General features: G+C 42.6%; 14 protein-coding genes. 3 read left to right on the top strand and 11 right to left on the bottom strand.

The annotated features are described in order from the left end of the window. The first annotated feature begins 225 nt into the window (after positions 1-225). The gene (locus EP58_RS15715) at positions 226-801 is read left to right on the top strand and encodes a lipoprotein BA_5634 family protein (RefSeq protein ID WP_036094769.1); all 576 of its coding nucleotides are present in this window, start codon (positions 226-228) and stop codon (positions 799-801) included. Positions 802-849: 48 nt separating this feature from the next. On the opposite strand, the gene EP58_RS15710 is transcribed toward EP58_RS15715, so the two are convergent. The 10 genes from EP58_RS15710 to EP58_RS15665 all read right to left on the bottom strand — a co-directional run bounded on the left by EP58_RS15710 (position 850) and on the right by EP58_RS15665 (position 11420). Beyond that, the gene (locus tag EP58_RS15710) at positions 850-1209 is read right to left on the bottom strand and encodes an MmcQ/YjbR family DNA-binding protein (protein WP_052164941.1); all 360 of its coding nucleotides are present in this window, start codon (positions 1207-1209) and stop codon (positions 850-852) included. 14 nt (positions 1210-1223) lie between these two features. Further along, positions 1224-3032 (bottom strand): glycosyl hydrolase family 28-related protein, encoded by a 1809-nt coding sequence (locus tag EP58_RS15705; RefSeq protein WP_036094768.1) that lies wholly within the window; start codon positions 3030-3032, stop codon positions 1224-1226. 178 nt (positions 3033-3210) lie between these two features. After that, on the bottom strand, positions 3211-3564 hold the full coding sequence (locus tag EP58_RS17120) for an iron chaperone (RefSeq protein WP_052164942.1): 354 nt from the start codon (positions 3562-3564) through the stop codon (positions 3211-3213). Between the two features lie 15 nt (positions 3565-3579). Next, positions 3580-4293: a DUF975 family protein gene (locus tag EP58_RS17115; protein ID WP_052171477.1), complete on the bottom strand. Its 714-nt coding sequence runs from the start codon at positions 4291-4293 to the stop codon at positions 3580-3582. Between the two features lie 146 nt (positions 4294-4439). Beyond that, positions 4440-6392, bottom strand: coding sequence for a M56 family metallopeptidase (locus tag EP58_RS17110; RefSeq protein WP_052171476.1), 1953 nt, complete (start codon positions 6390-6392; stop codon positions 4440-4442). Positions 6393-6398: 6 nt separating this feature from the next. Further along, entirely contained in the window at positions 6399-6764 is a 366-nt protein-coding gene (locus EP58_RS15685) for a BlaI/MecI/CopY family transcriptional regulator (RefSeq protein WP_036094767.1), read from the bottom strand. Positions 6765-6923: 159 nt separating this feature from the next. After that, entirely contained in the window at positions 6924-8393 is a 1470-nt protein-coding gene (locus EP58_RS15680) for an ABC transporter substrate-binding protein (protein WP_036094766.1), read from the bottom strand. 233 nt (positions 8394-8626) lie between these two features. Then, positions 8627-9601: a carbohydrate ABC transporter permease gene (locus tag EP58_RS15675; protein WP_036094765.1), complete on the bottom strand. Its 975-nt coding sequence runs from the start codon at positions 9599-9601 to the stop codon at positions 8627-8629. Positions 9602-9618: 17 nt separating this feature from the next. After that, positions 9619-10500 carry an ABC transporter permease gene (locus tag EP58_RS15670; RefSeq protein WP_373862716.1) on the bottom strand — a complete coding sequence of 294 codons (882 nt, stop codon included), beginning with the start codon at positions 10498-10500 and terminating at the stop codon, positions 9619-9621. Between the two features lie 212 nt (positions 10501-10712). Continuing rightward, a complete protein-coding gene (locus tag EP58_RS15665) occupies positions 10713-11420 on the bottom strand; it encodes a DNA alkylation repair protein (RefSeq protein WP_036094764.1) in 708 nt (235 codons plus the stop codon). A 222-nt stretch (positions 11421-11642) separates the two neighbouring features. Between EP58_RS15665 and EP58_RS15660 the strand changes: the two genes are divergently transcribed. Next, on the top strand, positions 11643-12068 hold the full coding sequence (locus tag EP58_RS15660; RefSeq protein ID WP_036094763.1) for a hypothetical protein: 426 nt from the start codon (positions 11643-11645) through the stop codon (positions 12066-12068). An 85-nt stretch (positions 12069-12153) separates the two neighbouring features. Then, positions 12154-12423 (top strand): zinc ribbon domain-containing protein, encoded by a 270-nt coding sequence (locus EP58_RS15655; protein WP_036094762.1) that lies wholly within the window; start codon positions 12154-12156, stop codon positions 12421-12423. A gap of 88 nt (positions 12424-12511) precedes the next feature. On the opposite strand, the gene EP58_RS15650 is transcribed toward EP58_RS15655, so the two are convergent. Continuing rightward, positions 12512-12787 carry a hypothetical protein gene (locus EP58_RS15650; protein WP_036094761.1) on the bottom strand — a complete coding sequence of 92 codons (276 nt, stop codon included), beginning with the start codon at positions 12785-12787 and terminating at the stop codon, positions 12512-12514. Positions 12788-12932: the final 145 nt, after the last annotated feature.

Genomic DNA, 12932 nt, shown 5'->3' with positions numbered 1-12932 from the left:
CTAATTGTACCGTTTGTCCTGGCAATAGTCAATGAATTATCGAACGTTTTCGAAATGGAATGCAAAAATCGTTCGTCTATACGCAAAATGACATCCTTCCTACAAAAACGTAAGAAAAACTACATATAGTGTCACGTAAATCGCGGGAAGCATGCCTTGAAGTTCGGTAAGATAGATTTAAGAGCTAAGAGAAATGCTCAATCTATTTTAGGAGTTGGGAATAAGATGAAAAAAACTTTACTGATTGGAATGGTTCTGGGCGGGCTTTTACTAGCTCTATCCGGCTGTATTTTTGATAAAGCGAAAGGCTTAATTGTCTACGGCGGTCATGACCAGGTGACAAAAACGATTGCTAGTAATAAGGAAAATATCGATTCATCTACTATTTATGAGGCAAAACAAGACGGTGATGGCGATAATTTGACCGTTTTCATAAAAGAATCGGATGCGAAGAAAATGCAAAAACAGCAAGCTTTCACGAAAGTGGTCGATTCGGATAAAACAGAAGCTTTGAAAGAGCTACCCGCCACAAACGGAAAGCTACTCCTGTTGGCGCAAGGTGACGCGACGAAAATCCAAATTGGCGAAAAAGAACAAACAGTCGCATACGGCGGCAATATCACACTCGGCGATGCACGGACTTACGCGAAAAAAATCGTGATTGTTCCTGATGCTTTGTGGAACACCGTCAACGCTAAATCAGAAAGCGTCGCGACCGTGATAATGAAAAAAGACGCGTCGGATTATTTAGCTGATTTTAAAGATATCGATCGGGCGCAACTCGCTGATCTAAAATCATGACACAAAAAGAGATTATCGCTACCCTTTGACGGCGATAATCTCTTTTTCTTAGCCTTCTATCTCTTTTTGGCGATACTTCGGTAGTTTTCGCAAGACTTGTTCGTAGCCATGCGCCAACAATTTTGCCAAGAATTCTGCGTTATTCTCTTCATCCAATAATACCGATACCCAGTGCGACTTATTCATGTAATAACCCGGAATAATCGCTGGGTTTTCTGATCGCAAAATCTCGCCCTGATTCGGCTCCACTTTTACCGTGAGAATATCGCGGCCTTCTTTGTTCGTTCCAAGCATCGCAAACATTTTTTCACCTACAAAAAAGCGGTCAGCGCCCCATTCTTCTTTGTAATCATGCGTCGCGCCTTTCAAGCTCAGCGCTGCCTCGTGAATCGTCGGATATTTCGCCACTTTCGCATCTCTCCTTACGCTTCTAATTCGAGCCCCGTCTTGTAAATAATCTCGTCGTTCGCTCCAAGTACTTGAAGTTTAACATCATAATTGATATTATTCAACACTGTTTTATAATAGAAACGAAACGTCCCATCCGCCAAAAATTCGCCACCTTGCTTATCAATCACCGTCCCAGCACTATTCGTTGCCGTCACACGCAGTTTTTTCACATTCCCCGTGTAAGTTCCCGTGATATACGAAGCACTCAGTTTATATTTCACAGGCGTCACCGTTTCCGTATACACAATCTGGCTTTGAACGCGCGCCCATTGATGCGTCCCATCCAAGCATTTTTTGACATACATCAAATTATCCTGCTCCGCCGCACCCGCTCCTTCCCTCACAAATGCCACTTTCCCCACATTATTCACCGAAGCACGCGCCAAATCCGCCATTTTTTGTACCGGTAAAATTGCTCCGGCCGGCTTCACGACAGAATTGATAGCAAGCGTTTGCGTATAATCATCAAATCGATATTCCCGCCCAATAATCAACGTTCGCTGTCCCTCATCAAGAATTTTTCGCTGACCCAAAATCGGATTCGCCGCATCCGCTTTATTCACATCTGTCGCATAAATCGTCGTATTCAGCGCATTTTTCCCGACTTTCACACTAGTCCGACCGTGAATCGTCACCAAATCGCAATTATCGAGAACATACTGGTACTCCGGTTGCTTTTTGCCAAGAATCCGGTTTTCCTCCACAATAATATTGCTGACATTCTTACCAGCACCTGCCGCGACAACATCTCCGTCCACTCTAATCGCCGAATCTGAAATCTCCTCGAACGTATTCCCACCGATAAAATGATAAATCGACGCGCCCTGTTTCCCCATCGTCCCGCGCCGAATATCAATCGCCGGCTTGCTCAACTGGTTAAACGACGACATGTGAATATTCATACCTTGGCAACCTTCCATCAAAACTGCCGACCTCGGAGCGTAAGAAATCGCCGTCTGGTTCGTCGCATCCCGCACCACATTCCCAGCCAAATCAACCTTCACACCCGTCGCATTCACTTTTACATTGTCCATATAACTCTCATTCACATTCTCCAAATAAATCGCGGGCAACGTTGCATCTTGCGGTCGTCCCCGATCCAACAACTTATTAAACGTCACATACTGCCCATTTTTCAAATTGTCGAGCACTGTAGCACTATTATCAATATGAATATCCCGGAAAATCACGCCCTGCCCCAATCCTTTTGGCTCCGGCTGCATATTATCTGGATATTCACTCATACAAGCAATCGCCGTCCCGCGGATATTCACAAACATCAAATTCTCAAAATGGCACAAATCATATGGCCGAATCACTCGAATCATCGTCGTCTTATTCACATTCCCCATATCAAAACCAAGATTTTGAATATTCATATCCCGCATAAACGTCCGCTTGCCCTCTTTGTTAATATACTTAATCTCAATCGCAGCATTTCCCTCTTCTTTCCCGTCAAACAATAGCTTTTTCACACCATTCTCATCCATCACCAACTCGCCTCGCGGAACAATCGTGGACGAAACCGGTGACGCGCCCATCAGCTTGACACCCGTATTTACCAAATGAATCGGCTTCGTAATCACATAATCCCCAGGCGGGAAAAACACAATGCCCCCTTCCATCGCAACCGTAGAGTCCGGGCCAACCGGCGACGCAAACAGCGCATCAATCGCAGCCTGAATCGCCACCGTATCATCCGTCTCTCCGTCCCCTTTCGCGCCAAATAACGCATCCTTCACATTCACAACTGCCCCATCTAAAATCGTATCATCATACATCTCAAAATTTCCCCTCTCTATTCCCAAATAAAACAAGAACTTATGTTCCCTTTTAAATATACCACGAATTCCAATATCTAACCTCAAGAAATCCAGTGTTACTATCCTCATTTTGTCAAAAGTGTGTCTAGAAGCCAAAAAAACACCCAAGCTGTCATCCAACTTGGGCGATTTCCACTTACATTCCTATGTGATTTCGAACAACAATTTCCCTGCAAAACTTGAAAAGCTCCGGAATCGCGTCATCATCCTCAAACTTCACTTTTACGCACCCTTTACCAAATTTAGCGTGTGGCAATCGCTCCTTCATCTCCAAAACCAACTCAAAATCCAGCGTATGCACCGAAAAATGTGTTTTGGCATTCGAAAACGCGATATACTGCTTCCCAAATTTAAATGTCGGAATCTGATACGAAATCTTCTCCTCGAAATCCGGATAATTTTCACGCATAAAACTAACAAATGTCATCGTCCATTTCCGCTGCTCATCCGTCTCCACCCCCGCCATGTATTCCTCCACCGTATCAACCATCCCAATCCCTCCAAATTATAGTTTTAATGGCTCCGAGCGCTCTCTGATTTCCTCGACATAAAACACAGCATTCGTGGTATGAAAGTAAGGCCCAACGAAAATAAGCACTACAAAAAATACAATATCCGTTGCTCGAGTCAACAAGATATTCTCCGTAATCACAGCTGCGATAAGCAAAACAAGCGGTATAATAAACCAAACAATAAAGCTCAATTGCAACATAAATAAATCCGTTTTTCGTCCATCCATCAATTTGCGACTCAAGTTAATCGCATCTAAAGGCGTCAAATCCGGATTATCACGCATTAATCGAAACGCCTGCGAGTAACTAAACGATTTTATGATTCCTGGTACGATAAAAAGAAGCGACCATAAGAAAGTAAATATCGTGATAAGTAAACTCGCTAAAAAATAACGCACATAATTCTGCTTCATGAACACTTCCAAGATTTCGCGCCAACTCGCCTTTTGCACATCCGCTACTCGCAAGAAAAACCACTGAATAGATGCCATAAGCGGTAAAACTACGAAAATATAGAACAACCCTAAAAATAACACAACCAATATCGTATCTGGCAGAAAATCACCTATTGTCGGTATCGAAAAACCTAACCCATTATACTCTGTTTTATACGTCCCAACTTGATCCGTCACAAACATATAAACCAACCAAACAATAACCGAATAAAAATAAACGCCCTTTAACCTCTGCTTTGCTATCTTTTTCATTATGTATCCCCTTTTTAATGTGATTCTGCTGATGCCAACAGTTCCCACTATTATAACGTAAAATATCCCGCCATTCCAACAAATATTGGAAAAACCGCCCCATCCCTTCCAAAGAAAGTGATAAGACGGTTTCCTATTTCTAATTTTTAGTCGTTATCGTAGCGATCATCATCGTCCGAATCGTTATCATATCTGTCATCGTCGTCGTTGTCGTTATCGTAACGGTCGTCGTCATCATCGTTGTCGTTGTAAACAGTTCCTGCAGACTTCGCAGTTGTATTTGTGTTTGGCTTCGTACTTGTAGCCGCTCTATTAATCGTTTCCTTCTCGAAACCGTACACAACAGAATCCGCCGCGCCGATCTCCAAGTCATACTCCGTGTTGCCATTTACGATTTTAATATCATACACTTTACGGCCATTCTCGTAATCCACATAGGATTGTACCACTTTTCCGCCACCAGTTCTGCCTAGTGCGATTTGTTGTGCTCTTGCTGCTGAAATTTCGGTTGTTGTTGTTTTATTCGTCGTTACTTTGTTTGTTGTTCCCGTATTCGTTTTCGGTGTTGTATTTTGCGCTGGTTTTGTCGTGTTACTTTGTGTGTTTTTGCTCGGTGTTGTTGCACTCGTTCTGATTGTTTCTTTTTCGTAGCTGTATACTTTAGAATCCGTCGCGCCAATATCCATTTCGTACTTCGCGCTTCCGTTCACAATTTGGATATCATAGACTTTCTTGCCATTTTCATAGTCCACATTAGCACGCGTCACTGTTCCACCGCCTGTTTTAGCTAGCGCAATCTGTTTCGCTTTTGCCACCGTGATTTCGTTAGTCGGCGTCACTGTCAATTTAGTCGAAGCTGGCGTTTTCGTTGCGGTTGTAGCCTTAATTGCCTTTTTCTCAAAACTGTAAATCTTAGCATCCGTCGCGCTGATGTCCATTTCATATTCCGTATTACCGTTCACGATTTTAATATCATACATTTTCTTGCCGTTCTCATAATCGAGGCTATACTTCACAACCGTTCCGCCGCCCGTTTCTGCCAACGCAATTTCTTGTGCGCGCTTAGCCGTAATTTCAGCAGCCGCCTCCGCTTTTTCGCCGCCTTGATTCATAAAAATGCTTCCCGATAAGAAAATCGCTGTAACCGTTGCACCGCAGCAAAGTACCGCTATGCCCACCTTCTTCTTACTCGTGTCCATGATAGATGTCAGTCTGTTTTTCAATGTCTTTTTCCCTCCATAAAAATTAGTTGATAATGCTGTTCGTTTTACATCTTTGTTACGAATTAAGCCGATAATCGCTTCTCCGTATGTTCTTCTTTTATCCATATTTTCGCCTGTTAGCAACGTTTCATCGCAGGATTCCTCGCAATCGTTCTGGAATGCTCGGCCCATCACGTATACAAATGGGTTAAACCAATGGATCGCAGTTGCCAACAAGAGCGCCGCGTTCACCCACAAATCCTTGCGTTTAAAATGGACTAATTCATGACGCAAAATCAGGGCCATTTCTTCCTCATCAATTGGTTTTTCCGGCAGCAAAATCGTCGGCTTCAGGAATCCAATCAACATCGGGCTAATTTCAAATCGACACATATGTATCTCAATATGCTTTGAAGCTACCCCCACATTGTGTTTCTCTTGCTCAAATAATGCCAAAATCGATGCATCCGTTACTGGCGTCGTCCACCTTTTCACCATCCGCAAAAAGCGATAATGCTTCCACACGTTGTAGCTTAGGAAAACAACAAATCCAGCGAACCAGATACTAAATAAAACCATCGGTAACGTCCAGAACGATTCCACAACTGGCGACGCGGCTGTATTTACCGGATTAACATCGACTACTTCATTCAGATTCCCCATCGTAGTAGCCGGTTCAGCCACACCCGTCTGCGCAATAATCGGCGCTTTAATCAACGCTGTTTCGAACTCCAAACGAAACGGCAACAACAATCCGATTAACACAGCGAACCAAATGTAATATCGCCATTTTGCTGAATATTTTTTCCCGAAAAAGTGGTGAAACAACATGACCAATACGATAATAATCGCCATCGTGATTGATGCTTCTAGTAAGTCAAACATTATTTGCCCCACATCTTATCAACTCCTTTTTGAAAGCCAGTCTTTCAGTTCGTCAATGTCTTTGTCCGACATATCGCCGCCCTTATACAGCGTATTAACGAGCCCCACCAGCGAATTATTGTAATGCTTATCCATGAACTGCTCCGTCTCCGATTGAAGATACATCTCCTCGGTAACGATCGGCGTGTACACCCTTTCCCGCCCAACTTTCTCACTTTCTAAAAAGTCCCGCTCGATTAAGCGCACTAATAAAGTAAGAACAGTCTGCGGTTTCCAATGTTTATCCCCATCCAACACCGCGATGATTTCATTCGTCGAAACTGGTGGCGAACTCTTCCAAACAGCCTTCATAATTTCAAACTCTGCATCCGGTAAACGTTTCATTTTCTCAACCCTCCTTCCACTTTCTACACTTGTCGTTAATTACATTCTACAGTTGTAGTTTTTAAAAGTCAAGCGTTTATTTGGAAATTAGTTTTAGAACGCAGAAAAGTCGTGGTTTGATAGAGGCTATCGAACCACGACTTAGCGTTTTAACAGTATTTAATTTACCTTTTCCTTATTCTCTTTCTTAAACGCGTCATACTGCTTCTGCATCTCAGCCATCACGGTTTTCATGCCCGCGTCATTCAATTTCTTCTTGAATTTCGGCATGTAATCATCCGGATCGACCGTCCCCGTCAGAAGCGCTGGTCCGAATTCATTACAAACGTTCGTAATCGCGGCAATTTCTGTGCGGACATTTTTCGAGTCAAAATAGAATCCGAGTCCTGGCGATGCTTTTGACTCCTCGTTAAACTTCTTGAATTTCTCCCATTTATCTTTCGGCTCATCCGAATAACGCTTCAAAATAAAGTGGTTTCCGAGCGCATAAGTCGGCATCGAATAATTCTCCACGCGCGCTGGTAGATCCTCAATACTGCCATCCGCTAGCTCCGTGTAATGCGTCCCTTCAATCCCTTTGTCAACCAAGTTACGCAAATACGGATCTGTGTTCAGCAAGTTCAAGAACTCCACAGACTCTTTCGGATGCTTCGACGTCACAGAAACAGCTTGAATCGCGCCCGTCACAGAACTATTTTTAACGATTGGCGTTTTCATAATTGGCTGCGTCACCACTTTATACTGACCATTCGTTTGCTTATCCCAAATCGATTCCGCGTACGGCTGATATTTCTCAATACGCACAAACCAGTTTTCCTTCTCATAAGACCACGGATCAGTCGACGTCGCGATATCCTTACTCACATAGCCATCCTCATAAAAACCATGCAAGTCTTTCAAAATTTTCACCGTTTCAGGTTGCTCATAAAAATTCACTACTTTGCCAGTATCATTGTACTCATCGACCGCAAATGGAAGCGGAACCGCAGAGTCAATCAAATAATCAAACGGCGTTACCGGTTTAAAGTCTTTATTCCCACCGATTGGCGTGATGTTCGGCTCATTTTCCTTGATTATTTTCAAAAGCGGACCTAAGTCAGCAAAATTCTTCACTTTGGAAACGTCCATTTTGTATTTATCCACTAAGTTTTTATTGAAAACATACACTTGTTGCTCACCGATTTCTTTGTTCGAAGGCACACCATAGACCTTGTTATCCATCGTCACGCCTTCCCAAAGCTGGCTATTCAATTCGGCTTTCATCTTCTTGCCTTCGTTATCAAGATACTTCGAAATATCCATGAACGCGCCTTTTTGAGAATACGTTACGAACTCTCCCGCAGCCGTGTAAGCGATATCAAAATTTTCGCCCGAATTAATCATCGTTTGCATTCTGCTACCGTAGTCGCCCCAGTCGATTTGCGTCATATCCACGCCAAAACCAAGCTTCTCCTGTGTATATTTATTCACCTCTTTCATCACCTTATCATGATCCTTCTGAGGCGTCCCAATCATATACCATTTCAGCGTAACCTCACTATCCCCGCTCGCCGATTTATCACTCCCACAAGCCGCCATCACCAACATCACAAAACTCAAAATCATCACCAAAAACAGTTTCTTCTTCATCAAAAATCCTCCCTTTTCATCAGGATTCCGAGCGCTACCCAGAACCCTATTTTATCATAGATTTTTTAAATGTTTTTTTACTCAAAATCAGTCTTGCATCGCCGAACCCCAGCGGGCTGAGAAATGGTTAGATGCTAGGCAAGGATGAGTACCGGAGCGGAATGTACGACCTGTACATGAGCACCGGAACGGAATCTTTAACGACGCAGATGACCGTTTCTCAGCCCGCTGGGCTATTCTTTTACGCCGCCGATGGTTAAACCACTTATGAAATATTTCTGGAAAAATGGATACGTAATCGCGATTGGAATTGTCGAAATAACAACCATCGCCATTTTTGCGCCGTCTTGTGGGATTCCTTTGAAGGCTCCCGATGTGAACGCGATGTCTGCATTTTGGCGCATGAATTCTAGATTATTCTCAATTTTCATCAACAAGGATTGGAGCGGGACTAGTTGCGGGTTGTCGATGTAAAGTGAGGCGTTGAACCAGTCGTTCCAATAGCCGAGCGTGCTGAACAGTGCAATTGTTGCGATACCAGGTAACGATAATGGTAAGACAATTTTTAGCAAAATGCGTAGTTCGCTGGCGCCTTCGATTCGTGCGGCTTCGAGTATCGGCTCTGGAATCGAGCGGATAAAGAAGGTCCGCATAATCATGATGTAAAATGCGTTCATCGCTAGTGGCAGAATCAGTGCCCAGATGGAATTTTTCAGTTGGAGTACTTGGGTCATGACGATGTATGCTGGTACCATCCCGCCGCTAAATAGCATCGTGAAAAAGGCTAAGAACGTGAATTGCTTGCGGTAGGCGAACTGTTTTCTGGAAATCGCGTAGGAGTATAAGGCGATCATCGATACGCTAAACACAGTACCAACTACCGTCACGACGATTGTTACGCCATATGATTGGAGCAGTTGACCTTTCATATTCCACAGATATTTATAAGCTTCGGTGCTCCACTCGCTCGGAATGAGGCGGAAACCGTTTGTTGCCAGTGCATCTTGGCTACTGAATGAAATAACGATGATGTACAGGAACGGAAAAACGCAGAGTATGGCGAGAAATCCGAGCAAGATATTCATTGCTACGTTCATTTTCGGTTCAAAATCTACGACGTCCGATTTGTTAGGTTTATTTTTTTTCGGCAGGCGGAGGTCGCCATTAACCTGCTCTAACTGCTCGACTTGTTCTATTTGTTCTGCCAATTAACTCGCCTCCGTTTTTAAAATAGTGCATATTCTGGATCGATTTTCTTCACGATATAGTTTGTCAGCATGACGAGAATGAAGCCGACAATCGACTGATAAAGTCCTGCCGCAGCGCTCATACTGATGTCCCCAAGCGATGTTAAACCGCGGTAAACGTATGTATCGATAACATCCGTCACTGGGTAAAGTGGCCCTGAATTTCGCGGAAGTTGATAGAACAAACCGAAATCAGAGTTGAAAATTTTGCCGACGTTTAGAATTGTTAAGATAATGATCAGTGGCGTCAAAGCTGGAATTGTCACGTGGCGGATTTGTTGCCATTTGCCAGCACCATCAATCATCGCAGCCTCGTAGTAGTTCCGGTCAATTCCGGCAATCGCGGCCAGATAAACGATACTTCCATAGCCCAGGCCTTTCCAGATGTTCATGAAAATCAGGATAAAGGGCCAATATTTCGGATCGCTGTACCACGAAATCGGATCACCGCCAAAGGAAACAATCAGTGAATTAAGTAGTCCGCTATCTTCACTCAGGAAGCTGTATAGGAAGTAACTTACAACAACCCAGGATAGGAAATAGGGAAATAGCATACCGGTTTGGTAGACTTTTGCCATGCGTTTGTTCACGAGACTGTTAAAGACGATCGCCAAAGCAACGCCCAAAAGGAGCCCCACGATGATAAAGACTAAGTTATAAAGTACGGTATTTCGCGTGATAATAAAGGCATCATCTGTTCTAAATAAAAACTTGAAATTTTCTAAACCTACCCAGTCACTGCTCATCAGACTAGATATGAAACCGTTTCCATCTACACGGTAATCTTTAAAGGCAATCACAGTTCCAAACATCGGTAAATACGCAAAGATTAAAAACCATGCGACTCCCGGCAAAACCATGAATAACCAGATTTTATTCGCGTAGAGTTTTTTGAAGAACTTCTTCAATTCGTGTCACCCCGCTTTTGTAAGTGTTTTCAACATCTTAAGTGTACCTTTTTTAGGGGCTGTGCGAATAGTGGGGGAAATATAGATTTGTGGACAAAATTAGTATTCTAGTTTTCCAGAATAAAGAAAACCTGTGAAACCAATTTGATTTCACAGGCTTTCATTTAACAAATGGCGCGTTTTCGTTTTTTCCCAACGCGGTCTTTTTCTATTACTTTTTCGATGTAGTCGCTTGCTAGCGGGACTTTACAGGAGGTGTCGCCCATGTCTACGTGTACTTGGCCGATGTTTTTGGCAACGGAGATGGCTTTTTCAAGTAGAGGTGGGTAGTAGCTTCCTGTGCAGATGACGAATTGGTTCATCGTATATTTGACGCTATTTTTGGCTTCGTGAATGTTTTTTTCGACATTTTCTAAAAGCGTGAGGACCTCGGTTTCGTTGATTTCCTCGTTTGGTGTTAGTGACAAATAGTTGGCGTAGCAGCTCCATCCGGTATCTTCTATTCGTTCTTCGTCGGATGCCATCCATGTTTTAGCGAGCTCGGTTGCGTACGGGGTTTCTGCTGCAAGACTGGCGACGATTGCTTCGTTTATCGCAGAACAATTCGCTGTTTCTGCCCAGGTGAGAAGCTCTTCTTTTGTGACTTCTTTTGGGTTGATTGTCAGGCCTGCTAAATATTGTGCATCATAATTTCCAGTCGCGAAAAGTTCACGTGAAACATTTGAGTCCTTTATTTTTTTGACTAGAAGTTTCTTCATGTCTCCGATTTTAACACCGAAAACTGGCTCATTAACGCCGTGTCGACAGAGGGTCTTTTTGGTTTGCTCAGAACCGAGAGATTCGAGTTGTTGCATCACTTCATTGGTATTCATAGACTTCTCCTTTTTTCGAACTTTATTACTTTATAGTATAGCGGAAGTTTCGGTGGATAGCGAGCGAGTTGTGATTGGTTTTTATTTCATAAGAGGAAAAATATTACCAGATATCCTTATAATTCCGACAATTCTGTGAACAACGTCGAATCATCTATCTTTTTCTACGCCAAGGCAGTATAATGAATTAGCATGGCAGTATTTAGAAAGTAGGGGATTCGCATGGTGCAAAAAATTTTTCAATATGTTGAGCAGAATATAGAAAATATTGTCCGCTATTGGGTTTCTACTTATTACACGGAGACCGACGAATATGCACAGCGCAAGGAATACGACGGGTTTCTTGTGTCGCAAACACAGGAAATTACACAACTTTTTCAAATGGTTAGTAAGCAAATACAACAAAACTATGTCAGCACTTCCATCTTTCAAAATGTTGGAGAAGATCGGAAGGATATCGGAACGCCATTGTTAGAAACGGTTCAATACTTCCATCTTGTATTTACAGCTACACTGGAATATCTTTTTCAACAATTACAGCAAAACAAGTTCAGCTGTTCAAACACTGCTTTGTATCAGTATATGTTAATTATTCGCAAACTAGAGATACAAGCTGAGCAAGATTTAATCCTCGGGTACATGAAATAATTACTATTTTCAGCTCGCCTATTGTGCGCAGAATCGGAGTACGCTATACTTTATACTATATGTTATGGAAATGGAGAGATGAAGAATGGCGAAAACACCACAGTGCCAAAGTTGCGGCATGCCTATGAGTAAACCTGAAGAATTTGGTACGGAAAAAGATGGTACGCGCTCGGAGAAATTCTGTTTGAAATGTTACGAAAATGGCGAGTGGACGAATCCTGACGCAACGTTTGATGAGTTTTACGAAATTAGTTTAAAAGGATTTCAGGAATCTGATATGAGTAAAGTCGGGAAGTTTTTCCTTAATAAGATGTATACTAAAAAATTCTTGAAGAAGTTAGAGCGTTGGCGTTAGATTTGTAAAAATCACACTAAGGCGTCCTCCCTCAGGTGAACGCCTTAGTGAAGTTTCTTATTGTCAAGTCCACTTTTTTGAAAAGGGCTTATCTATATACCCAACCATAATAAGCATCGGTAACGTTCTTAGAATAGCATGCTGCTGCCTTTGTATTGTAGACGGTACCTCTATAAGTATAACCATTTTGTGACACTGTAACATAGAGCGAGCCATATTGTATCTGAGACGTGCGAGTAACTTTTACATAAATACTAGTTGCAGCGGCAGCCTCTACTTTTTGCTCGTTAATAACTCCCGACGCACCAACAAAACTAACGGAAAGAACAGCTATCATCATCATACTTGCTAGAATTTTTTTCATTTTCTTCATCCCTTCTTTGTGTTTTTATGAGCATATAAAATCACATCTTTTTATATACATTCCTACTTTACCATTATTTTGATATTTTGTAAACGCTTAACTTGGAATATAATGCATACTTTGAGTCACAAATTTGCGCATTAAA

Source organism: Paenilisteria newyorkensis (assembly GCF_000766145.1).
Classification (GTDB): domain Bacteria; phylum Bacillota; class Bacilli; order Lactobacillales; family Listeriaceae; genus Listeria_A; species Listeria_A newyorkensis.
This window is presented reverse-complemented; position numbering and strand designations above follow the sequence as displayed.